General features: G+C 50.1%; 24 protein-coding genes and 1 tRNA gene. 17 read left to right on the top strand and 8 right to left on the bottom strand.

The annotated features are described in order from the left end of the window. Positions 1–79 precede the first annotated feature (79 nt). The 4 genes from speD (at position 80) to KKF06_05550 (ending at position 2,878) form a co-directional block, all read left to right on the top strand. The gene (gene speD / locus KKF06_05535) at positions 80–502 is read left to right on the top strand and encodes an adenosylmethionine decarboxylase (GenBank protein ID MBU1617217.1); all 423 of its coding nucleotides are present in this window, start codon (positions 80–82) and stop codon (positions 500–502) included. Positions 503–506: 4 nt separating this feature from the next. Further along, positions 507–1,319 (top strand): agmatinase, encoded by an 813-nt coding sequence (gene speB / locus KKF06_05540; GenBank protein MBU1617218.1) that lies wholly within the window; start codon positions 507–509, stop codon positions 1,317–1,319. 61 nt (positions 1,320–1,380) lie between these two features. Further along, positions 1,381–2,709 carry a PAS domain-containing sensor histidine kinase gene (locus KKF06_05545; GenBank protein MBU1617219.1) on the top strand — a complete coding sequence of 443 codons (1,329 nt, stop codon included), beginning with the start codon at positions 1,381–1,383 and terminating at the stop codon, positions 2,707–2,709. Then, a complete protein-coding gene (locus tag KKF06_05550; GenBank protein MBU1617220.1) occupies positions 2,690–2,878 on the top strand; it encodes a hypothetical protein in 189 nt (62 codons plus the stop codon). The genes KKF06_05545 and KKF06_05550 overlap by 20 nt, the downstream gene beginning before the upstream one ends. On the opposite strand, the gene KKF06_05555 is transcribed toward KKF06_05550, so the two are convergent. From KKF06_05555 to KKF06_05585, 7 genes are read right to left on the bottom strand one after another with little or no spacing between them, the layout of a single operon-like run. Beyond that, entirely contained in the window at positions 2,859–3,797 is a 939-nt protein-coding gene (locus tag KKF06_05555; protein MBU1617221.1) for an RluA family pseudouridine synthase, read from the bottom strand. The two genes, KKF06_05550 and KKF06_05555, sit on opposite strands and share 20 nt — an antisense overlap. Then, positions 3,781–4,545, bottom strand: coding sequence for a prolipoprotein diacylglyceryl transferase (gene lgt / locus KKF06_05560; protein MBU1617222.1), 765 nt, complete (start codon positions 4,543–4,545; stop codon positions 3,781–3,783). Before lgt ends, KKF06_05555 begins: the two co-directional genes overlap by 17 nt. A gap of 1 nt (position 4,546) precedes the next feature. Then, entirely contained in the window at positions 4,547–4,987 is a 441-nt protein-coding gene (lspA, locus tag KKF06_05565; protein MBU1617223.1) for a signal peptidase II, read from the bottom strand. A gap of 1 nt (position 4,988) precedes the next feature. Then, positions 4,989–5,261: a hypothetical protein gene (locus KKF06_05570; GenBank protein ID MBU1617224.1), complete on the bottom strand. Its 273-nt coding sequence runs from the start codon at positions 5,259–5,261 to the stop codon at positions 4,989–4,991. Continuing rightward, positions 5,261–6,526 (bottom strand): adenosylhomocysteinase, encoded by a 1,266-nt coding sequence (gene ahcY, locus KKF06_05575; GenBank protein MBU1617225.1) that lies wholly within the window; start codon positions 6,524–6,526, stop codon positions 5,261–5,263. Before ahcY ends, KKF06_05570 begins: the two co-directional genes overlap by 1 nt. 58 nt (positions 6,527–6,584) lie before the next feature. Next, entirely contained in the window at positions 6,585–9,377 is a 2,793-nt protein-coding gene (gene ileS, locus KKF06_05580; protein ID MBU1617226.1) for an isoleucine--tRNA ligase, read from the bottom strand. 48 nt (positions 9,378–9,425) lie between these two features. Then, on the bottom strand, positions 9,426–11,375 hold the full coding sequence (locus KKF06_05585) for a hypothetical protein (GenBank protein ID MBU1617227.1): 1,950 nt from the start codon (positions 11,373–11,375) through the stop codon (positions 9,426–9,428). A gap of 169 nt (positions 11,376–11,544) precedes the next feature. Here KKF06_05585 and KKF06_05590 point away from each other — a divergent pair, with 169 nt between their 5' ends. Beyond that, positions 11,545–12,294, top strand: a complete 750-nt coding sequence (locus KKF06_05590) for an outer membrane lipoprotein-sorting protein (protein ID MBU1617228.1) — start codon at positions 11,545–11,547, stop codon at positions 12,292–12,294. On the opposite strand, the gene KKF06_05595 is transcribed toward KKF06_05590, so the two are convergent. Then, positions 12,295–13,155, bottom strand: coding sequence for a hypothetical protein (locus tag KKF06_05595; GenBank protein ID MBU1617229.1), 861 nt, complete (start codon positions 13,153–13,155; stop codon positions 12,295–12,297). It lies immediately after the preceding gene. 113 nt (positions 13,156–13,268) lie between these two features. Between KKF06_05595 and KKF06_05600 the strand changes: the two genes are divergently transcribed. The 12 genes from KKF06_05600 to tgt all read left to right on the top strand — a co-directional run bounded on the left by KKF06_05600 (position 13,269) and on the right by tgt (position 21,890). Beyond that, complete coding sequence (locus KKF06_05600; GenBank protein ID MBU1617230.1) at positions 13,269–14,189, top strand: M23 family metallopeptidase; 921 nt, start codon at positions 13,269–13,271, stop codon at positions 14,187–14,189. Next, entirely contained in the window at positions 14,176–14,613 is a 438-nt protein-coding gene (locus tag KKF06_05605) for a polymer-forming cytoskeletal protein (GenBank protein MBU1617231.1), read from the top strand. Before KKF06_05600 ends, KKF06_05605 begins: the two co-directional genes overlap by 14 nt. Further along, the gene (rsmI, locus tag KKF06_05610; GenBank protein MBU1617232.1) at positions 14,614–15,309 is read left to right on the top strand and encodes a 16S rRNA (cytidine(1402)-2'-O)-methyltransferase; all 696 of its coding nucleotides are present in this window, start codon (positions 14,614–14,616) and stop codon (positions 15,307–15,309) included. It abuts the gene before it with no gap. 133 nt (positions 15,310–15,442) lie between these two features. Continuing rightward, on the top strand, positions 15,443–17,260 hold the full coding sequence (locus KKF06_05615; GenBank protein ID MBU1617233.1) for a TonB-dependent receptor: 1,818 nt from the start codon (positions 15,443–15,445) through the stop codon (positions 17,258–17,260). A 28-nt stretch (positions 17,261–17,288) separates the two neighbouring features. Beyond that, positions 17,289–17,798, top strand: coding sequence for an energy transducer TonB (locus KKF06_05620; GenBank protein MBU1617234.1), 510 nt, complete (start codon positions 17,289–17,291; stop codon positions 17,796–17,798). A 13-nt stretch (positions 17,799–17,811) separates the two neighbouring features. Then, positions 17,812–18,030: a DUF2905 domain-containing protein gene (locus tag KKF06_05625; protein MBU1617235.1), complete on the top strand. Its 219-nt coding sequence runs from the start codon at positions 17,812–17,814 to the stop codon at positions 18,028–18,030. A 10-nt stretch (positions 18,031–18,040) separates the two neighbouring features. Continuing rightward, a tRNA-Pro gene (locus KKF06_05630) sits at positions 18,041–18,116 on the top strand. Between the two features lie 12 nt (positions 18,117–18,128). After that, positions 18,129–18,452 carry a hypothetical protein gene (locus KKF06_05635; GenBank protein MBU1617236.1) on the top strand — a complete coding sequence of 108 codons (324 nt, stop codon included), beginning with the start codon at positions 18,129–18,131 and terminating at the stop codon, positions 18,450–18,452. Between the two features lie 26 nt (positions 18,453–18,478). Continuing rightward, positions 18,479–18,703 carry a hypothetical protein gene (locus tag KKF06_05640; GenBank protein MBU1617237.1) on the top strand — a complete coding sequence of 75 codons (225 nt, stop codon included), beginning with the start codon at positions 18,479–18,481 and terminating at the stop codon, positions 18,701–18,703. A 63-nt stretch (positions 18,704–18,766) separates the two neighbouring features. After that, entirely contained in the window at positions 18,767–19,804 is a 1,038-nt protein-coding gene (gene queA / locus KKF06_05645) for a tRNA preQ1(34) S-adenosylmethionine ribosyltransferase-isomerase QueA (GenBank protein ID MBU1617238.1), read from the top strand. A 32-nt stretch (positions 19,805–19,836) separates the two neighbouring features. Then, entirely contained in the window at positions 19,837–20,808 is a 972-nt protein-coding gene (locus KKF06_05650) for a hypothetical protein (GenBank protein MBU1617239.1), read from the top strand. Next, entirely contained in the window at positions 20,805–21,890 is a 1,086-nt protein-coding gene (tgt, locus tag KKF06_05655) for a tRNA guanosine(34) transglycosylase Tgt (protein MBU1617240.1), read from the top strand. Before KKF06_05650 ends, tgt begins: the two co-directional genes overlap by 4 nt.

Consider the following 21,890-nt stretch of genomic DNA (forward strand, 5'->3'; position numbering starts at 1 on the left):
CCTCATTTTTCTTGACAAATCATGAATTCATTCTAAAATGTTAATGGTTCCCGGGAAAACAGCATAAGAATGGCGGAAAATGATAAGAAATATTATTGAGCCGGCCTTTGGCTTCGGCTCGCATTTAATTGTTGATTGCTACGGCTGTTCCAAAGAAAAATTGGAGGATGTTCTTTTTGTCCACGATATGCTTGATACTTTTCCAGAAAAGATCGGCATGACCAAGATCTCCGAGCCGCATGTTTTCCGGTCGACCGCCGGCGGAGAGGAAATGACCGGGGTTTCCGGGGTTGTTCTGGTCGCCGAGTCGCACATTTCGGTCCACACTTTTCCCGAGACTGGTCATGTTTTTATTGATATTTTCTCCTGCAAAGATTTTAATACCGAGTACGCCTCCCAATATTTGTCAGAGGTCTTTGTCTCCAGCCGCCACGAAGTTTCCCGCACCAGCCACGGGATAGAATTTCAGCCCCCCCGCGAGCGGGCGCTGGCGATCCACTGACCGCGTGAAATTTCTCGAGATCGAGCCGGAATATTACAATTATTCCAAGGCCAAATATGTCGTTGTCCCTTGTCCTCATGAGGCGACCACTTCTTATGGCAAAGGGGCCAGGAATGGCCCGGCAGCTATTCTCAGGGCTTCGCAGCAGCTGGAAACATTTGATGAGGAGCGGCAGTTTGAGCCTTATCAGGTCAGCCCAATATTTACGATCAAGCCGGTCTCGGCCGCAGGTTTAACGAAGAAGGTATCTTCAATATTAACTGACGGTAAAGTCCCGGTGATTTTAGGCGGGGAACATTCCCTGACCCCATTAGCCGTAAAAGCCTTTGTTGACCGCTATAGTGACCTGTCGGTCCTCTCTTTTGACGCCCATGCCGATTTGCGCGACAGTTACCTGGGGAGCAAACAAAGCCACGCTTGCGCTATTCGCCGAACTTTGGAGATGGCTCCGGTCGTTCAGGCCGGGGTCAGGAGTATTTCCAAGGAGGAATGGGACTTTGCCAAAAAGAGCGGCCAGTTGAACAGGATCCATTGGGCAGGGAAGATTAACACGAAAAAGCTGATCTCCCAGTTGAGCGGCAATCTGTATGTGACGATCGATGTCGATGTTTTTGACCCGGCGGTCATTAGATCGACCGGCACCCCGGAGCCGGGAGGGTTGGACTGGAATGAAACGATCGATCTATTGGCCGCTATAAGCCAAAAAGTAAACATTGTTGGATTTGATCTGGTTGAGCTTTCCCCAAAAAGAGACGACCTGGCCTCTGATTTTACCGCAGCCAAACTAGTCTACAAACTGATCAGCCTGCTTTCATAATGCCCTTCCACTACTGAAATTTATTTATTATTCGGTCGAAAGAGGACATAGGAGGCCTTTTATGAACTCAGCGGTTCGTTTTCCATCGGCCAGATCATTGCATAGGCGGTTAAGGCAGCTTGAAACCCGGCAATATCGCAAAATAGCGGAGAATCAAAAACCAAGTTCGCTCTGGAAGATGATCGGGATCAATTCGCCGGAGAATTTATTTAATAATTTACCGGTCGCAGCGCATTTTCTTGGCGTTGATGGAGCTATCCTTGAGGTCAATCAACGCTGGCTGGACAACATGGGCTTTACGCGGGCTGAAGTTATTGGCCGGCCGATCACCGATTTTGTACCGGTCGATCAGCGGGCTGAAGCAAAAGAGCGTTTTCGGGTCAAGGTGAACGGCGGAAAAGTGCAAAATCTCGCGACCAGGACCTACGTTAGAAATGACGGGAGCCAATTTTACGCGATCTCCATAGACACGGTTATACCAACATTAAGAGGGGGCAATAAGGTTGTCCTAACGGCGGTGATCGATCTTAGTGATTACAAAAAGTCGATTTCCCGGCATTTAGAGGAAAGATATTTTCGCGATATTACTTCCGGGGTCGCCCACCGCCTTAACAACAGCTCCCCGATCATAACCCTGGCGCTCAACTTATTGGAAAAGGCAATAAAGGATAAAGAGCAATTGGGCCAGATCAGGGAAATTAAAAAGGTTTTTAATAACTTTGAACGGCTGATCAGAGAGATGCTTCTTTATTTAAAGATGTCTTCTCAGGATAACTGGCGGGCGGAATTTGTGGTCGAAGACGCGATCAGCCAGGCGATCGATAACTGTCAGAGGCGTTACCAGGAAAAAGTAAACGTTGCGATCGCTCGTGAGTACAGTGCTGACCATGTCGTTTTTGGACGATACGATCTGATGGTTTTGGCCATTGAAAATATTATTGAGAATTCTTTTGAAGCGATCATGCAAAGGAGACAAAAATTAGAAGCGGAAGAATCAAACAATATAATAAAAGAAAATTGGTCTGGACGGATCAAGATAGTGGTTGAGACCAGGTCGATCGACGAACGTTTCCCGGTGCGGGGCGGCACCCTTGAGCCGGGCCGCTATATTGCGATCTCGATCAGCGACAACGGGATCGGGATTGAGCTTAAAAAAGGACAAGGACATATGGCGCTTGAAAGCCTGGAAGGGATATTTGATCCGTTCTATTCCGAAAGAGACCCCGCAAAAAAGAATGGGCTGGGGCTCTCCTGGGCGAAAAGCATGCTGGACCAGCTTAGCGGAGACGTCAGCGTGGAGAGCGAGGCAGGAAGCGGGACCACGATAAATTTGTTCATACCGGCCGATCAGCCAAACGGAAGAAACAGCCATGGATCAGGGAAAATATAATCGCATTAACGCATTTTATCAGCCCCTCCTTCCGCAGATGGAAGAATACTTTCCTTCTCCAGAGAAAGAGGTTCGAGCCTGGCTGTCGATCGTTCGCTGGTCGAGCCTCTTTGGGACCATGGCTGGGTTGGTTTATTTGTTTTTAGCTGTTACTGGCGGGCTAAAGTAAGCGTATTAATGACCGCGGACATTTCCTGAGGCATAGGGGCCGAGAATTCTACCCGGTTTCCACTGATTGGGTGATCAAAGGATAACCTGTAAGCGTGAAGAAGCTGGCCTCGGACCCGGAATTCTTCTTGTTTCCGTCCATAGACAGGATCTCCAACTATCGGGTGGCCAATGTGGCTTAAATGGACCCTGATCTGGTGGGTCCGGCCGGTCAGGATCTTGACCTCAAGCAGAGAATATTTTCCCAAAACATCTTTTATCCGATAATGGCTTAACGCGGTACGCGAGCGATGGCTGCCGCTGGCCGCTAAGACCGCCATTTTCTGGCGATTAACCGGATGGCGTCCGATGTTTGCTTCAATTGTCCCCTCCATTGGTGATGGTGTCCCATGGACCAGCGCGAGATAAGTCTTTTCGATCGTCCGATCCTTGATCTGTTTGATGAGCGAGCGATAGGCCAGGTCGGTTTTGGCGACAACGATCACTCCGGAGGTCTCTTTGTCGAGCCGGTGGACAATGCCTGGCCGCAAAGGGCCGCCTAACGTAGCCAGTTGGCGGCAATGGGCAAGCAGGGCGTTGACCAGTGTTCCCTCATAATTACCGGGGGCGGGATGGACAACCAGTCCCTGGGGTTTATTGATCACAATGATATCGTCATCTTCATGAATTATATCGAGTGGAATGGTTTCTGGTCTAGCGGTCGGCGGCTGTGGAGCAGAAATTTCAACGGTGATCAGGTCACGGGGCTTGACCCTGGCGCTTGCTTTGCTCTGTTCCCCGTTTAGGCGTGCCAAACCATGGTCGATCAGTTCTTTGACCTGCGACCTGGAAAGGGCAAGCCCAGGTGAGCCCGCCAGGAACTGGTCAAGGCGTATTTGTTGAACGCTGTCTGGAACTATAAGCTCATGCCGTTCGGTCATTTTTATTGTAATACCATAAATAGTAAAGGCTGATCCCAAAAACCGGGATAACGATCCATTGGGAAGGGGTTAAGCCAAGCCAGTGCATCGGACTATAGCGAAGGAATTCAACACCAAAACGATATGCCGAGTAAATGGCCAGACCGGAGAAAAAAACCTGACCGGGGAATTTTTTTCTCTGGTACAGGAAGAGAAGAAAAGCAAAAGCGACAATGATAATGGCGGAAGCGTAAAGCTGGGTGGGGTGAAGGTGTCGGTCGGGAAAGTAGCTTCCAGCCAGGCAGTCGCTTGGAAAAACGATCCCCCAGGGGAGAGCGGTCGGGAGCCCGAAACAGCAGCCATTGAGAAAACAGCCCAGTCGCCCGATCGCGTAGCCAAGAGCGGTTCCCGGCGTTATAGCGTCAAAAAGCTGAAGCAACGGGATCTGCCTGGCGCGGGCAAAATAGATGACTGTTGCCAGAACAAAGATCAAGCCGCCCAAAAAGACCATGCCGCCGCGCTGGATCATGATGATCTCCAATAGATTTCCCCGGTAAAAACCCCACTGTCCGGCGACGTAAAGGAAGCGCGCCCCGACGATAGCTGCAACGATCACATAAAGGGCCAGGTCAATAATCGTTTCACTTTTGATCCCGGCCTGTTTGGCCAGGCGCAAAGAGACGGCGATCCCGGACAGAAAGCCGAGCGCGACCATAAAACCGTATGAATAAAGGGTCAGTGAGCCTAATTTTATCAGGATCGGGTGCATATTATTCCTCCTTATTTTGGAACAGGATCGCCAGGATTATCAGGGCCACGCCAAGATTTATCATGATGTCGGCCAGGTTAAAGACCGGCCAAACCTTAAGATCGATGTAGTCAATTACATAGTGTCGAGCAAATCGGTCAAAAAGGTTGCCTATGCTCCCGCCCAACATCAAGGCCAGGCCGGTTTGAGCCACTTTTTCATTAGCCGGAAGGCGGTAGTGAAAATAGATCATCAAGGCGACCGCGACCAATCCAATGACGGACAAGAAAGGGGACTTCCCAGTAAGAATAGAAAAAGCGGCTCCGGTATTCCGGACATAGGTCAAGGTCAAATATGGTCCGATAATCGGGATCGATTGGCCGAGTTGAAAAGTGTTGTGGACCAGCTGTTTGACCGCCTGGTCGGCAAGGCAGACGGACGCGGCCAGCAGGTAAAAAAACATCTTATCTGACGCGGGGGAGAGGTTGTTTGGAGTAAACGTCGAGGAGTGTGCCGATCTGTTCAAAATAGTGTCCGACGACCGGGAAGTTGACCAGTTGAGCGATAACCCTGGTCAAGACAAAGAAAACGATCCCAAGTATCAGGGTCGTGCCGAGCGCAAACCCGACCCCTTGGGCAATTCCGTTAAGAAAGGTGAAAAGTATGTAGCGCCATGGTTGATGTTTGTCCCGGCGGACTCTTTCGATAGCTTCAAAGAGCCTGATATCTTCGTCCATTATGTCCCCTCTTCCCAGCTGGCCAGGTATTTAGACTGGTCGGCGGTCAGCTTATCAATGCCGATCCCCATAGATTTTAACTTTGCGGTCGCGACCCAATCTTCGATCTCCTGAGGCACATTATAAACCTTGGCGGCCAGCTTGCCGGTGTTTTTGATCGCATATTCGGTTGCCAGCGCCTGGGTGGAAAAGCTCATATCCATGACCGAGGCGGGGTGGCCTTCGGCCGCTCCCAGGTTGACCAGGCGTCCTTCGGCCAGGACAAAGACGGAGTGGTCGTTGGGGAGAATATATTCATCGACAAAGTTGCGGACGTTCTTCTTTTCTTTCCTGGCCAGCTTTTTTAGCCCCGTGAGGTCAAGCTCAATGTCAAAGTGGCCGGAGTTGCAGACGATCGCCCCGTTCTTCATTTTCTTGAAATGTTCCGGCCTGACCACGTGCATATTGCCGGTCAGGGTGCAGAAAAGGTCCCCGATCGGGGCCGCTTCGGCCATGGTCATGACCTGGAAGCCGTCCATGGCCGCTTCGATCGCTTTGACCGGGTTAACTTCGGTGACAATAACATTTGCCCCCATCCCTTTGCAGCGCATGGCAAAGCCTTTGCCGCACCAGCCGTAGCCGGCCACGACGATCATTTTTCCGGCCAGAAGAAAATCGGTCGCCCGGATGATCCCGTCGACGGTGCTCTGGCCGGTCCCGTAGCGGTTGTCGAAGAGGTTTTTGGTTTGGGCGTCGTTGACGGCGATGACCGGGAACTTCAGCGCGCCGTCCCGCTCCATCGCCTTAAGTCGGATCACACCGGTCGTGGTTTCTTCCATGCTGCCGATGATCTGGCGGGCAATGGCCGGATATTTCTTCGAGATAGCGGAGACCAGGTCGCACCCGTCGTCCATGGTGATGACCGGGGAATGTTCGATCGCGGCGGTTAAATGCTTGAAGTATGTCTCGTTGTCTTCCCCTTTGATCGCGTAGACCGGGATCTTGTAATCGCTGACAAGGGAGGCGGCGACGTCATCCTGGGTGGAGAGGGGATTGCTGGCGCAAAGGACGATGTCGGCGCCGCCGGCTTTAAGGGCCCTGACCAGGTTGGCGGTTTCAGCCGTCACATGGAGGCAGGCGCTCATCTTTTTTCCCTTTAATATCTGACTTTTTTGGAATTTATCTTTAACCTGGGAGAGGACCGGCATGTCACGTTCAGCCCACTCAATGCGGGCTTTACCTTTTTTTGCCAGGCCCATATCTTTAACGTCATGATTTTTTGCCATAGATCATTCCTCCAAAATAATTAATTTGCTGACCAACAGTATAACATAAAAGAACTAATCAGAGAGAGCCGACAACCTTGGCGCAACGGGCGCATAGGGTCGGGTGTTCCTTGTTTTGTCCCACGCTTTCGCGCCAGTTCCAACAACGCTCACATTTTTGTCCCGATGCGGGAGTCACTCCTATTACGGTGGAAGGATTCTGTTTGAGGGAAACTTTTGAAACGATAAATATCATTGGTAAAAGGTCTTCAACTGATTTTAGGATAGGATAATCATTGCTTGAGGCTAGTATGCTCACGTCCGCGTCAAGGCTCGATCCAATTTCCTTTTTAAATCGGCTTCCTTCAAGCATAAAATTAACTTGTTTTTTTATGCCCAGAACAATTTCCCATTTATCTTCTAATTTCCCATCAAGGTATTTCTGGTCTGCATTAGGCATTGTTGATAAAAATATACTACATTCATTTGTCATTAAAAACTTATTAATGTTTTCCGCCGTAAAAGAGAGGATCGGGGCCATCAGGCAGACTAACGCTTTAAGGACCTCGTTCATAGCGAATTGAGCGGAGCGACGCTCTGGCGAATCTTTGCCGCCGCAGTAAAGCCGGTCTTTGGAGCTATCAAGATAAAAAGCCGACAGGTCGTTGACGCAAAAGTCGTAAAGTGAGTGGTAAATCAGATGTAATTCGTACTCATCGTACGCTTTGGTCGTTTTTTCAATTAAACGATGGAGGCGAAGGAGGATCCACCGGTCGATTTCCAGAAGTTGGTTGGCTTGGAACCCAGCGACACTATCGTCGCGGTTTCCGGGAACAAAGTCGTACAAATTGCTCATCAAGAAGCGGCAGGTGTTGCGGATCTTGAGATAAGCTTCCTGAACCTGCTTGAGAATGCTTTCCGAGGCGGCCATGTCGTTGCGGAAATCGGTCGAAGCGACCCAGAGGCGGAGGACATCGGCCCCATAGCGTTTTACCACATCCTGTGGATCGATGACGTTCCCCTGCGACTTGCTCATTTTTTTTCCTTTATCATCGATGGTGAATCCGTGGGTCAGAACGGCCCGGTAGGGAGCAGCCCCTTTGTAGCCTACTCCGAGAAGCAGGGAAGATTGAAACCATCCCCGGTGCTGGTCGGACCCTTCCAGATAAAGATCGGCCGGCCAAACATGGCCGGGGATCGTTTCCAGGACCGCCGCATGGGATGAGCCTGACTCAAACCAGACGTCGAGAATGTCGGTCTCTTTGGTAAAATCGGAGCCGCCGCAATCCGGACACTTGGTCCCGGATGGGAGGATATCTTTGGCTTCTTTGGCGAACCAGCCATTGGTCCCCTCCCTGAGAAAAAGGTCGCGGATCGCCTGGTTAAATATACCGGTCATCTGTGGTTTGTGGCATTTTGTGCAGTAAAAGACCGGGATCGGCACTCCCCAGGCGCGCTGACGGGAGATGCACCAGTCGGGGCGTCCGGAGACCATCCCTCTGATCCGGTTTTCACCCCAGGCGGGATACCATTTGGTCTGGCCGATCGCTTTTAGGGCTTCCTGCCTTAATTCGCGGTGATCAACCGAGATAAACCATTGTTCGGTCGCCCTAAAAATAACCGGGCTCTTGCAGCGCCAGCAGTGGGGGTAAGAATGTTTCATGAATTCCAGCTTGAGCAGAGTGCCGTCCTCTTTCATCTTCTCGGTGATCAGCTTGTTCGCTTTATCGTAATAAATGTTGATGAGCCAATCCGGGACGGTTGAGTCAAAATAGCCGCGCGGGTCGACCGGCATGATTATCGGGAGCTTATACTTTAAGCCGACCTGATAATCTTCGGCGCCGTGTCCGGGGGCAATGTGGACCAGGCCGGTCCCTTGTTCCAGTGTGACCAGCTCGCCTAAAATCACCGGGACCTGTCGGTCGATAAATGGATGCTGGCAAAGTATCCCCTCCAGATATTTTCCATGGGTCCGTTCAATTATTTTATGCTCTTTGATCTCCAGCTTTTGTAAAAAGCTTTCCAAAAGCCCTTCGGCTACGACATAGACGTTTTCCGCTTCCGGTGGTCCTGTACTGACAAAAACATACTCCAGCTCCGGATGAGCGCAGATGGCGACATTGGCCGGCAGGGTCCAGGGGGTGGTGGTCCAGACGACAAAAAAGACCTGATCGTTGACTTTAGCTAATGGTGACTTGCGGTTTAAGACCAGTGATTTGTTGTCAACCACTTTGAATTTGACAAAGATCGATGGGGAGCGGTCGTCTTCATATTCAATTTCCGCTTCGGCTAGAGCAGTGGTATCATTGGGGCACCAATGGATCGGTTTAAGTCCCCGGTAGACATAGCCTTTTTCCGCCAGAACGCCGAATAGGGCGGCGATATTTTCTTCGTATGAATGATTGATCGTTAAATATGGGTTTTGCCAATCGGCAAAAACCCCGAGCTTTTTGAACTCACCCCGCTGCAGATCGACGTATTTTAAGGCGTAGTCCCGGCATTTTTCGCGAAATTCCGAGATCGGCATCTCTTTTCGTTTTTCCCCGATCTCTTTAAGCAATTGAGTTTCAATCGGCAGTCCATGACAATCCCATCCCGGAACAAAGGGAGCATGGAACCCTTGCATCGATTTATATTTAACCACAATATCTTTGAGTATTTTATTGAGCGCGTGGCCAAGATGGATATCACCATTGGGATATGGGGGGCCGTCATGCAGGATAAATGGCTTGTTTTTGGCGTTTTTGTCCTGGATTTGTGAGTAAATGTTTTGTCCGTTCCAATAGGTGAGCATCTCTTCTTCGACCTTTCCCAGGTTCGCTCTGATCGGGAAGTCGGTCTGAGGCAGGTTCAGGGTTTTCTTGTATTCCATTTTTAAATTTTATCATTTTCTAGCGGTAAAAACAACGAAGCGCGGTCGTTAAGCGGCCGGAAGCGTGACGGTAACAGTTGTGCCGCTTCCTTCGGAGCTGTCGATCTTGATCGATCCTCCTTGTTCTTCAAGGATCTTTTTCGTGATGGGGAGTCCGAGGCCGGTCCCCGCTTCTTTGGTGGTGAAGAATGGGTCGAAGATCCGTTTTAAGACTTTTGGCGGTATCCCAGGGCCGTTATCTTTAAAGGAAATATGATCGGAGCCGGAGTCCTGGATAAGCGCAATAGAAACTGTTCCGCCCCCCGGACCGATCGCCTGCAAAGCGTTGGCAAGAATGTTCATAAAGACCTGGACGATCCGGTTTTTATCGGCCATGACCGTGATCGGACTGCCGCTGTCATATTCTTTGGTTAACTTAACACTGTTTTTCTTGATCTCGTGACCGAGGATGGCGATCACTTTTTCCAGCACCGGGGCAAGCTGGACCGGTTCCGGCTTGAGGTTTTGCATTTTAGAATAATCAGAAAGGCCGTCTAAGATCAGCTTGATCCGCTCAACTTCGGCCGGAAGTATTTTAATGACGCTCTCTTTGAATTCCGGGTCGTCCCAGCGCTTGTCCATGGCATGGACGACGGTATAGAGAAAAGTAAACGGATTTTTCAGCTCGTGGGCGATGCCGGCGGTAGCTGTCCCGAGGGCGGCCAGCTTTTCCGCCTGGATGCAATAATCCTGGTTGCGTTTGAGCTCTTCAAAGATAAAAGCGTATTCAATGCTAAGGGTGATCTGATGGGCCAGGGCGGTCAGGAACTCAATGTCTTCCCGGGAAAAATCGTCGAGATGGAATTTTTCTCCCAGGTTAATTGTCGACAGCAGCATCGTTTTATTGAAATGACCGCTCTCGGAAATGCTTGGAATGATCAGGGTCGCCTTCAGCTTGTTCATTTCGTTGATTATGGCCTGCAGGCGGAGACGCTCGGCGGGATGGTCTTTTCCTCTGATCTTCAGGAGCGCTTTGACTTCATCCAGGACGATCTCCCGTTTGCGGGCCAACAATTCTTCGATGAGCGGGGAATCTTCGGCGATCTCGATCCCTACCGTGTCGGCCGCTTCTCTTTCGCCCGCTCTAACGATATAAGTTTGTTTTTCGCGGTCAAGGACCATAGTTGAAGCGGCCGAGAGGAAGAGCTCTTTGGTCAGCAGGTATGGGGCAAGGCGGCAAAAGCGGTCAAGATCGACCTCCGGCTTGGCCAGGGCGGTAATGTATTTGCTGATGATCTGCTGGTAGTTTGGCCGCCGGCGGTGAGGGCTAAAACGAAAATTGAGAGGGACATCGACTGCTTTGACCCTGACGGTCGCGTAAATAACAATGCCGATAAAAAGCATGATCGCCAGATAACCGATCGGATATAACGGGGTTTCCGTCCGCTTAAATTGATCGATAAAACCGAGCAGGCTAGCGCAAAAAGCCAGCAATAAAAGAAGCGATTGCCGGGCCAATAGAGGCCTGGCCTGTTTCATTGCCCGGTGGTAATTCAGAAAAAGAAGAAAGAGCCCAAGGGCCGAGAGAGCAAATAAATAAAAGGAAAAGAGCGGGTAGAGGGGCCCGGCGACCGGATAAAATCCCCAGAAGTAATGAATAGCTTCTTGAAAGATCTGTTTAGTGAAAAAGGCAACGATCACAGCGAAGGAACTGGTGGCGTACAGGATAGTGAACAGCCAGCCAGGCAAACGAAGGCTGACTTGAGTCGCGATGAATTGAAAGGAGAAAACCGGAAGGAAGGCGATCCCGATAAATCCGAGCCGACTAAAAAGCAAGGCTAGATTCCTTTCCGGGGTTAAATACATCAGGCCGGAACAGATCAGCCACCAGGCGGCGCTCAAGGAAAAAAACGACAACGGAGCGATAAGTTTGGAGCGGGGGTTGCTGGATAGGATGAACAAGCCGAAAAACGCGGCCGCGGCGCCTACGGCTAGAGGGGGCAAGGCGTAAATGTTCATATTTCTCCTTTGGGAACTACCCTTGGCAAATTATCCCATAATAGTTTGGTAATATCAATTTGATTGACGAATAATCGACAGTACACTTGTTGTGATATTTTAATATTAAGTTTATACTATTTAAATAGGAACAAAAAATTGATTGAAACTTTAGATTAAGGAGTTAATGATGAAAAAAATAATTGCTTTGGTCTTTACTTTTTTGTTGGTCTGCCCTGTTGCCTTTGCCGATTCAACGGCTTCGGTTGATCTGGTCGTTAAAAAGGTTCAGCAGAACCAGGACCGTATCAATGACATGTATGCAGAGACCACGACATTGATCAGCTCTAACCTGGCCTTGCCGGGGTCAGAAAAAAACGAACCTCAGAAGATGACCCAAAAAGGGAAGGTTTGGACCAAAGGGAAAGAGAAGTCAAAGGTTGAGATGCTTTCGCCTGTAAAGCAGGTAACTATTACTAATGGCGACAAAATGATGGTCGTTAATCCGGAGACCGGACAGAAAGTGGTCCAGGACCTGAAAAAACTGCGCGAGCAGAGCGGGATGCCCGGTTCTTCCCAGCAAATGGACCTGGAGAAAGCAAAGCAATATTTTGACTTTACTGTTGCCAATAAAGGGGTGCCGGGAAAGGCGATCTATGTTATTTCAGGCACCCCAAGGAAAGAGAATAAATTCCTTTCCCGGATGGAGCTTTATATTGACGGTGAACGCTGGATCGCGACCAGGATCATGATGTACGGGAGCAAAGGAGAGCTGGTCAGCCAGTCTGACATTGATTATGCCATGATCAGTGGGGTTTGGATCCCCAAAAAGAACGTTTCTTTTGTCAGTACGCCGGCCGGCCGGATGGATGTGGAGATGGATTTTGATAACATCAAGGTCAACCGCGGGATCAGCGATTCGGTCTTTAAAGTAGAATAGCTATTCAACGATCATTTTGACTAGGGTTTCTATCTCTTCGCGGCCGTGGATTGGGAGTCCCTGGCTCAGCTCGCTGATATGCAGGCCGAGAAGTATGGAGCCGCGCAGAAGCCGAGCGATCTCCAGTAATTTTTCACCTCGAAGCGGGACATCGGTGTCAAACGAAACAAAAACCGGCTTTCCCGCAAGATAAACCCCTGTGAGGGATTGACTGATCGTTACCCCGGCATTTTTAAGCAATGAATATTCGGCAAAATCCCTAAGCCGCCTGTCCCGCCTGATCTCCCTGATATTTATCGAAGGGTTGACTGCCGCCACATTGTCCGCCGCCCGGCGGGTGAATTCGGAAAATTCTTCAATAACCTGGTAATTAAAGAGCGCTCCGGCCGCCTCGCATTTATGCTCGCGAGCGAAAGCCTCGGCCTTTATTTGCTGACCGGAACCAATAATAAATAGATTGGTCGGTTTGATATGGTTAAGATAGATGCCAAATCCCCAAAAAGCCCAGTTGGTATAAGTCAGGTCCACCCCATCCAGGTGATTGTCAAGAGTGACGATGGCGATATCCTGGTCCGGATAGGTTCCGGCCAGCGCCTTGTAAAAGGGGAGGGAATAAAGGTGTTGGTCGGTCACCAGCAAGGGGATGGTTCCGGTTGTTGCCTCAAGACAATCGGTCATGAAGCGACGGTGCCGGCGAAAATCAGCGATGCTGTTGCTTAACCGGGCGGGAGGGGAAAGAAGGGAGAGTTCAGGGAGCTGGTCGGGCCTTTTTCCGGGCAAATCGATCCGGTGGGCCTGGGTGATCGGATGGCCATATGAATTTTGGACGATCAAGCTGATCTGCGGCCTGGTTATTAACATGAATTATTATCGTTCCAGTAGTTTAGGAATTTCATGGTTATCCGCCTATTAATTACATAGCCGACTATTGACTTTATCGCGTTTGGCAGAGTATAGTTTAATAGGGTGTAATAGTGGCTAACCGAAAAAAGAAAAAACATTTTACTTTTATGATCGTGCCGCACGACGCGCAGGGAGCGCCGATCAGCTTCAAGGTCCCGGCCAGCTGGCTGTATACCGGGGCTTTTGCTTTGGTCTTTTGCCTGCTTTTGGTCGGGTCGTCCATTGTCTACTCCACATTAATATCGCGTCGTTTGGTCGGTTATACCCACGCCCTGGCCAAGAATGAAAAACAGGAAGCCCGGCTTTCCGCCTTTTCTCAAAAGACCGCTCAAATAATGGGGACCATTGATAAGTTGGCCTCCGAAGAGAACAACCTCCGAAAAATGCTCGGCTTAAAGAGCTGGAAGAACCAGGCACGACTCCCTTTTGATTTAAAGTCATCCCCTGAAGCTAAAGATAAAATATCTCTTGAACTTGGCCAGGCCGCGGTCAGGCTTTCCGAGCGAAGAGAGAGCCTAGAAGAACTTAGGTCATGGGTAAAAAAAGTCCAGGAACGGTTGGTGGAAACCCCAACCTCATGGCCGATCTATGGTAGAATAACTTCTGGGTTTGGATACCGGGTCTATCCATGGCGTGGCAGGCACACTGGAGTGGACATTCAGGCCAGTTATGGGGCTCCGGCCAGGGCGACTGCTGACGGTCATGTCTCTTTTGTCGGGTGGATCAGAGGTTACGGCAAAGCGGTCATCGTTCAGCATCAGAACGGCATTTCTACCTTATACGGGCATAATTCCAGGTTTGCCGTAGCCCAGGGACAGAGGGTAAGCAAAGGACAGATTGTTTCTTATATCGGTATGACCGGCTGGACGACCGGTCCGCATTTGCATTATGAAGTCAGGGTGAATAACGTAGCAAAAAATCCAATGGCGTATCTTGACATGAATGTCGTGACCGCCAGTCGGATGTGGAGGGGAAAAAATGGGAGTATTTAACGGTTCCGGTAAAAAGGCGCCGCTTTTTGAAGGGGTCAATTCGGTCCTGGGGGAACATTCCACATTTAAAGGAGAGATCGTGACCGGTGGATCGATCAGCTTGAACGGTTTTTTTGAAGGAAAGATCAAGGCTGACGGCGAGGTTATGATCCTGCAAAGCGGCGTAGTTTCCGGTGAGGTATTTGGCGGTTCGATCGTTGTTTCCGGAAAAGTTGAAGGGAACGTCAGAGCGGCCGGCAACCTGGAGATCACCAAGACGGGGCGGGTACGGGGAGAACTTTGCGGCGAGCGGATCATTATTGAAGAAGGGGCAACCTATCACGGCAGGGTAACCGTTAACCCGGGGGCGAAAGAAGAAGGCTTTGGCGAAAACATGACCGAGAACGTTGCCGAAAACCGTAAAACGCCGATCTTTTCCAACTAGATGTCCGGAACCCTTTATGTTGTCGCGACGCCGATAGGCAATTTGGAAGACCTAACTTATCGGGCCAGGCGGATCTTGTCTGAGGTTTCGCTCATTGCGGCGGAAGATACCAGACAGACCAGGATCCTTCTGGATCATTATGACATTTCCACCCCGCTGACCTCTTATCATAAATTTAATATTATGCGGAAAGCCGGACACTTGCTGGAAAAGCTACAAGCTGGAGCTGATTTGGCGATAGTGACCGATTCCGGGACCCCCTGCATCTCTGACCCTGGATATGAGCTGGTCAGGGCGGCCGCTGAGCAGGGCATTTTAGTTGTGCCAATCCCAGGCGCATCGGCGGCTATTGCCGCATTATCGGCGGCCGGTTTGCCGACCGACCGTTTTGCTTTTGAAGGTTTTTTGCCAAAACGGCCAGGTAAAAAGCGGAAATTGCTTGAAGCGTTGAAAAACGAAGAGAGGACGATTATAATCTACGAGTCTCCTTTTCGTTTGATAAGAACATTAACGGAGATATTGGCGATCATGGGAGACAGGCAGGTTGCCGTTTGCCGGGAATTGACGAAAAAGTTCGAAGAGATAAAGCGAGGCCCGGCCTTGGAGGTTTTAGAGCATTTTCGATCTAAGACCGTCAAGGGAGAGATAGTGATCATTATTCAATCGGAAGAAGAAAAAAAGGAGGTGTCGCGGTAGTAAACCCGTCTTTGCGGATTTCTCAGCGGGAGAGAGTTAGCTAATAAGTAGGTTCTAGTCCTACTCCGATCGACGGGACGTGTTAGGGTTTTCCCGAGAACTCTATACTTCAAAATATCATGGGGGTATAGAGATGAAAAATATTATTTTATTTGGTCTGGTTTTCTTTTGTTTTACATTTATGACCGCACAGGATTCATTTGCCGCTGCGCCAATATTTTACGGGCAGGAGGTTTTGGTTACAGGATCCCGTTTTCCCCAGCCGGTCACGCTTATTCCCTGGAATGCCACGATCATTAGCCAGATACAGCTGAAGGATTTTACCAATGTCGGCGAAGCGGTCAGAAATGTCGCCGGATTGGATGTGACCTCATATGGGTACCTTGGCGCGGTCACTTCGGCCCGTTTGCGCGGCGCCAACTCGACCCAGGTATTGGTCCTTTTGGACGGCAGGCGGCTGAATTCCCCGACACTGGGGACTTTTGATCTGGGAGATATTTTAACCTCGAGCATTGATCGGGTGGAGATCGTCCGTTCCCCGCTTTCCGCCCTGTACGGCTCTGACGCGGTTTCAGGCGTGATCAATATCATTACCAAGGAACCGAAGGACGAAAGGTATATTTCTGTTACTAATAGTTCATATGGGACCTGGCAGTATGGGGTTAAAATAGGAGGCGGAAACTATCTGTTAACCGCCGATTACATCCAGTCGGATGGTTTTCGGCAGAACAGTGCCTACGCTGCCAGGAATGTGTATGGGAAATTCACTCTCCCGCTTGGCTTTGCCGACATTATTGTTGACGGGAGCCTTTATGACGCGCTCAAAGGGATCCCCGGAGTCCCGACCTCCGAAAGTGACCCGGCTTCCGCCACGGAACCAAGCGACCGGCAGGCGGACCGGAACATAACGATAGGCGCCGCCTTAAGGAACGACGATTTTTCCCTGCGCGCTTACGCCAACACTCTTGATCAAAAGATCGATCCCTATATTTTTGGTGTTTCTTCCAACAAAGGGTGGCGGAATGGCCTGGAGTGGCAGCAAAACCTTAATGTAGGGCTTGGAAAAACATTGTACGGCATTGAGCTTATTGAAGACAGAGGGGAATCGACCCTGGCGGGAGCGCATTCGGTCAGCAATTATGCCGCTTTTGTTCAGGATGAGATATTATTTGGGCGGACCCTTTTCTCTCTTTCGGTCCGGGGAGACAGGCACAGTACCGCCGGGACATCGATCAATCCGCGGGCAGGCCTAACCTATCAGCTTGGCAGAAATTTAGCTCTCAAGCTTTCGGCCGGGAGCGCTTTCCGGGCCCCGACCTTGAACGAATTGTATTGGAATGACCCAGCCTGGGGGATGTTTGGCAACGCCTCTCTAAAGCCCGAAAAGTCGACATCATACAATATTGCGCTGGAAAGAAATATAAGCGACCGGCAGATCGTCCGGGTCAGCTACTACCAGGCAAATCTTACCGATATGATCCTATGGTCATACGACCCGGCGACCTTTCAGACGCTGGCGACCAATATCGGCGAGGTCCAGTCAAATGGGGTCGAATTTGACCTGGAGCATAAATTTGCCACCGGCAAAGGGTATGCCAATTATACCTATCAGCAGGTGGTCGACAAAAAAGTCGCGGTCGATAAACAAGTTCCATATACCCCGCGCTCCAAGTACAATGTAGGGCTTATCATGGGGGGGAGCTCGATTCTGGCCCGCTATGTCGGGTCGCGCTATGTCGATTCCCAAAACACGATCGAACTTCCGGCATACACAGTGGTCGACTTCCACCTGACCAGGCCACTTTTCGGAGCGGAAGCGGTCTTTGCGGCGAACAACGTTTTTGACGAGCAATACAGCGAGGCGTTTGGCCTTGACCCGAACACTTACGCGATGCGCAAGTACCCGATGCCGGGGCGTAACTATTCATTGGGCGTGAAATGGACCTTTTAGTGATATAATAACCAAGGAGGAACAAAACATGAAAGAACTTACACTGCCGCGGCTCGGACTTTTTCTGATCATGGGAATGGGGGGAGCAGCCGCTTTATTTTTTCTTAGAACAAATCTGGATGTTGATCGCAATTATCCGGTCTTTGCCGGAGCAGAGGTGCGAGCGGTTCAGGCTGTTGCCGCCCCGGCCAAGGCGGCGCCGGTAGCAGTAGCGAAAGCAAGCGAAGCCCGACAAACTCTGCGACCGATCAGGGCGGTTCCGCTGCCGATAGTTCCCCCGACAATTGCTCATCAGGTTGTTCCCCTATATCCTCAGGCGGCGCAGGAGAATGGATCTGAAGGGGTGGTTTTGCTGTCGGTTTACGTTAGTGAATTGGGCGAACCCTGGAAGGTTGATATAAAAAGCTCGTCAGGATATAGCGATCTTGACGCGGCGGCCTCCAAAGCCCTTTGGCAATGGCGTTTCAATCCCGCCTCGCAAAGCGGCGGGGCGATCGCCAGCTGGTTCGAGGTCCCGGTGAAATTCGCACTGGAATAAAAGGAAATATTGGATGGCTATTGAGTCGTTAGGGCGGATGTTGATTTATATTGGGGTGATTGTCGTCCTGATCGGCGGGTTTCTTGTTCTGTCGGCAAAGGTTCCCTGGATCGGCAGACTGCCGGGGGATATTGTTTATCAGCGGGAAAATACGACGGTCCTGGTCCCGATCACGACCATGATCCTGGCGAGCATTGTCCTGACCATTATACTCAATATTATCCGAAGGTAAATTAAGGAATCGGGGCGTGGCCCAGCTTGGTCTAAGGCGCTACCTTGGGGTGGTAGAGATCGTGGGTTCAAATCCCGCCGCCCCGATTTATAAAATATATGAAAAAAGCTATATTGTTTTTACTGGTCCTTTCCTTTTCTTTTGGCGCTTTTGGGGCTACGAGCTGCCAAATGGAGAGCAAGTGCTGTTGTTCGGGCGAAGAGAGTTGCTGGGTAACTCCTCAACAGGTTGACGCCGTTTCCTCGGTCAATAAGCTCTTTGACCATTTGGCGGCGGCCCTTTTTCCGGCCAGCGCGACGGTCCAAGAGGTCGTCAATTACTTGCCGGTCATTGTTTGCCGGCATTTTAATGTTGCTTCGCCTCATTTGATAAGCAGGCTGGCCCATCCTTCGACCGCCCCTCCTTTTACTATTGGCTCTTAAAATAACCAATATTAAAGGAGATAATCATGAAAAAATTATTAGTTTTATTTCTTGGAATAGTTCTGCTCGCTTCAATGGCCCTGGCTGAATGCGGAAAGAGCTCAAAACAATGCGATTCAATCCGCGCTAAATTGCCTTGCGCAAAAAAGTGCAAAAAGCTCTGCGTAAAAGATGTTTGCGTGAAGACAAAGGACTGCGATAAGTGCGGTTGCCCGGCTGAATGCCAAAAGGGGGCCGCGAAAATAAAGTAGAGCTGGGAGTTACGCGTAAGGCGGCAGGGTTGGTCGCGACCCTGCCCCTTTTTATTATTTATTATGAGAACAGCGAAATTTGATTATAATTTGCCCGAAGAGCTGATCGCCCAGGCGCCGTCCGCCGATCGAGACCACTCCCGGCTGATGGTCCTTGACCGCGCGGGGCAAACGATCGGCCACAAACATTTTTACGATATCGCTGACTACTTCCAACCGGGCGATCTTTTGGTCTTAAACAATACCAAGGTGATACCGGCTAATTTGACCGGCTGTAAAATTGACGGCGGAGCGAAGGTCGAGGTTCTTTTAAGCAAGCAAATGCAGAATACCGATCCCGATAAAAAAATATTCGAATGCTTGGTCAAACCGGGGAAAAAGTTGAAGGTTGGCGATTGGATCGTTTTTAATGAAGGGGAAGTCTCCGGGGTGGTAATAGAAAAGACCACTAGCGGTGAACAGATCATTGATTTTAGAGGCGACCTTTGGGGTTACATGAAAAAGGAGGGGGAGCTTCCCTTGCCGCCATATGTAAAGACCAATCGCCACTCCCCGGAATTACAGGGACGTTATCAGACGGTTTTCGCGGAGAAGGAAGGGGCCGCCGCCGCCCCCACTGCCGGCCTCCACTTCACCCCGGAACTCCTCGCCAAGATCGAAGCGCGCGGGGTGAAGATCGCTTACGTTACGCTCCACACCGGATTGGCGACCTTTAAGCCGATCTACGCCGAAAATATTGAGGACCATCATATGTATTCAGAGGCGTTTGAGGTCCCAGCCGAAACAATTGCTTTGTTAGGTGAGGCTAAAAGAGTGGTCGCGGTCGGGACGACCGCTATTCGGACTTTGGAGACGATTGCCGACCATGTTAAAGCGGGGAGCAGAGAGGGGGTCAAGGGAGAGACCGCCTTATTTATTTATCCCGGTTATCAATTTAAGCTGGTTGACGCGATTATTACCAACTTTCATTTTCCCCGGACCTCGCTGATCGTTTTGGTTGCCGCTTTTGCCGGGCTGGACCTAACGCTTGAGGCATATAAAACAGCGGTTCGGGAAAAGTACCGTTTTTACTCTTTCGGCGACGCGATGCTCATCTTATGATGATATAATCTGAATATTAGAGGGAGGATATTATGAAAAACAAGAATATATGGGGATTATTGTTAATTGTTGTTGTTTTGGTTAGCTTGCAGTTCAAGGCCGAAGCTGAAAAGAAGAAAATTGTCCCGGCCGGAGGACGAAATCAACTGCAGGGATTACAGGGAAAAGTCGGGGAATGGCTGGCAAATGGGACATCGAAATTTAAAGTGATTAGTTTTGAATATCCGGAGGCCGGACCGAATGGAGAAAAAGCCGACAAAGCGAAAAAGTATATAGCGATTGAGGTTGAGCTGGTCAATAATCAAAAATTTACGACCTCTTATGGCGGGCCAAATGGATCTTTAAACCTGGTCGATAAGGACGAACAGCTGTTCTCCAGAGTTTACAACGTGTCCAAAAGCGATTGGCGAAAAAGGGAATCTTCCCGACGCTTAAAACCCGGGGAGAGCTTGAATGTTTTTTATCTGGCGATAGTTCCCCAGGAGTACACCCCGATAAGAGTGGTTTATATACCTGGGGCAAAACTGCCTGTTTATCGGGTGAATTTGACAGATGAAGCGATGCCGGCTGTTTCCGACGGAAAAAAAGAGCTTCAAGGACGCGAGGGAAAGATCAATGAATGGCTTTTTAATGGGACAGCCAAATTCAAAATTTATAGCGTAAGTTATCCGGAAACCGATCCGCTTGGCGCGAAGGCCGCGACCGGTAAAAAATGGATATTGATCGAAGCGGAAATAAGAAATGCCCATGATTTCACCGGCTCATTCGGCGGGCCTAATGGCGCCTTGGTCTTAATTGACAAGAATGGAGAGTCATTTGATCAGGTCTACCACGCTAAAAAAAGCAATTGGCGAATGAGGGAGGGGTCAACCAGGCTGATCCCCGCCGCCGGCTTGAAGTTGCTGTATGTTGGAATGATCGATAACGATTACGTTCCGACCAAAATGACCTTCTTGCCTGAACCCAAGGTTCCGCTTTTTGAGATCGACTTGCAAACGGAATGAAATTTAAATTCGAGATCATAAAGAAATCAAGCAAGTCGAAAGCGAGAGTAGGGAAACTCTATACTCCCCACGGGGTTGTCGATACCCCGATGTTCCAGCCGGTCGGGACCTTGGGAACGGTCAAAACGATGACCTTCCGCGATCTCAATGAGTTGGAAGCCCAGATCATTCTCTCCAATACTTATCACCTCTACCTGCGTCCGGGGATCGAATTGATCAAAGCTGCCGGCGGACTGCATAGGTTCATGCGCTGGGATAAACCGATCCTTACCGATTCGGGAGGGTTCCAGGTCTTTTCCCTGGCCCATATGCGGACGGTGACCGATAATGGAGTTGAGTTTACCTCCCACCTTGATGGGACCAAGCATTTCCTGACCCCGGAAAAGGTGGTCGACATCCAGACCGCTTTTGGCTCGGACATTATGATGCCACTCGACGAATGTGTCGCTTACCCATGCGGGAAGCAGGAAGCGGAAACGGCTTTGGTCAGGACGACCAGTTGGGCGAAGCAGGCTTATAAGTATTGGCAAAATAAAAAGCAAACGGAAGAGTGCCCAACCCTGTTTGGCATCGCCCAGGGGTCGACTTACAAGGATTTGCGGAAAATCTCGGCTGAACAGATCGCCGAGATCGGTTTTCCCGGCTATGGGATCGGTGGGTTGTCAGTGGGGGAGCCGCAAAATGAGATGTTTGAGATGCTTGATATTGTGACCGATATTCTCCAGCCGGACCGGCCTCGCCATTTATTGGGGGTTGGATACGCTCAAGATATCTTAGGCGGGATTAAGCTGGGGGCCGACCTATTTGACTGCGTCATTCCGACCCGGCTGGCCCGGCACGGTTCTTTTTTGACCCTTGAAGGGAAAACAAGCATTAGACGAGCGGAGTTTGAAAAAGACTTCTCGCCGATCGACCCTGACTGTGATTGCTTTGCCTGCCGCAACTTCACCAAGGCCTATATCCGCCATCTCTTCTGGGCGAGAGAGATCACCGCGATGCACCTCTTGACGATCCACAACCTCCGCTTTTTTATGCGTTTGATGGAGAAGACCAGAAGAGATATCCTCGAAGACCGGATATAG

It is taken from the genome of Candidatus Margulisiibacteriota bacterium (assembly GCA_018822365.1).
Taxonomy (GTDB): domain Bacteria; phylum Margulisbacteria; class WOR-1; order O2-12-FULL-45-9; family XYB2-FULL-48-7; genus XYB2-FULL-45-9.

Excerpts from the sequence above, each read along its gene's own strand:
- speD (MBU1617217.1), top strand. The coding sequence starts at position 80 with ATGATAAGAAATATTATTGAGCCGGCCTTTGGCTTCGGCTCGCATTTA.
- KKF06_05545 (MBU1617219.1), top strand. The coding sequence starts at position 1,381 with ATGAACTCAGCGGTTCGTTTTCCATCGGCCAGATCATTGCATAGGCGG.
- KKF06_05550 (MBU1617220.1), top strand. The coding sequence starts at position 2,690 with ATGGATCAGGGAAAATATAATCGCATTAACGCATTTTATCAGCCCCTC.
- KKF06_05555 (MBU1617221.1), bottom strand. The coding sequence starts at position 3,797 with ATGACCGAACGGCATGAGCTTATAGTTCCAGACAGCGTTCAACAAATA.
- lgt (MBU1617222.1), bottom strand. The coding sequence starts at position 4,545 with ATGCACCCGATCCTGATAAAATTAGGCTCACTGACCCTTTATTCATAC.
- lspA (MBU1617223.1), bottom strand. The coding sequence starts at position 4,987 with ATGTTTTTTTACCTGCTGGCCGCGTCCGTCTGCCTTGCCGACCAGGCG.
- KKF06_05570 (MBU1617224.1), bottom strand. The coding sequence starts at position 5,261 with ATGGACGAAGATATCAGGCTCTTTGAAGCTATCGAAAGAGTCCGCCGG.
- ahcY (MBU1617225.1), bottom strand. The coding sequence starts at position 6,526 with ATGGCAAAAAATCATGACGTTAAAGATATGGGCCTGGCAAAAAAAGGT.
- ileS (MBU1617226.1), bottom strand. The coding sequence starts at position 9,377 with ATGGAATACAAGAAAACCCTGAACCTGCCTCAGACCGACTTCCCGATC.
- KKF06_05585 (MBU1617227.1), bottom strand. The coding sequence starts at position 11,375 with ATGAACATTTACGCCTTGCCCCCTCTAGCCGTAGGCGCCGCGGCCGCG.
- KKF06_05590 (MBU1617228.1), top strand. The coding sequence starts at position 11,545 with ATGAAAAAAATAATTGCTTTGGTCTTTACTTTTTTGTTGGTCTGCCCT.
- KKF06_05595 (MBU1617229.1), bottom strand. The coding sequence starts at position 13,155 with ATGTTAATAACCAGGCCGCAGATCAGCTTGATCGTCCAAAATTCATAT.
- KKF06_05605 (MBU1617231.1), top strand. The coding sequence starts at position 14,176 with ATGGGAGTATTTAACGGTTCCGGTAAAAAGGCGCCGCTTTTTGAAGGG.
- rsmI (MBU1617232.1), top strand. The coding sequence starts at position 14,614 with ATGTCCGGAACCCTTTATGTTGTCGCGACGCCGATAGGCAATTTGGAA.
- KKF06_05615 (MBU1617233.1), top strand. The coding sequence starts at position 15,443 with ATGAAAAATATTATTTTATTTGGTCTGGTTTTCTTTTGTTTTACATTT.
- KKF06_05620 (MBU1617234.1), top strand. The coding sequence starts at position 17,289 with ATGAAAGAACTTACACTGCCGCGGCTCGGACTTTTTCTGATCATGGGA.
- KKF06_05625 (MBU1617235.1), top strand. The coding sequence starts at position 17,812 with ATGGCTATTGAGTCGTTAGGGCGGATGTTGATTTATATTGGGGTGATT.
- KKF06_05635 (MBU1617236.1), top strand. The coding sequence starts at position 18,129 with ATGAAAAAAGCTATATTGTTTTTACTGGTCCTTTCCTTTTCTTTTGGC.
- KKF06_05640 (MBU1617237.1), top strand. The coding sequence starts at position 18,479 with ATGAAAAAATTATTAGTTTTATTTCTTGGAATAGTTCTGCTCGCTTCA.
- queA (MBU1617238.1), top strand. The coding sequence starts at position 18,767 with ATGAGAACAGCGAAATTTGATTATAATTTGCCCGAAGAGCTGATCGCC.
- KKF06_05650 (MBU1617239.1), top strand. The coding sequence starts at position 19,837 with ATGAAAAACAAGAATATATGGGGATTATTGTTAATTGTTGTTGTTTTG.
- tgt (MBU1617240.1), top strand. The coding sequence starts at position 20,805 with ATGAAATTTAAATTCGAGATCATAAAGAAATCAAGCAAGTCGAAAGCG.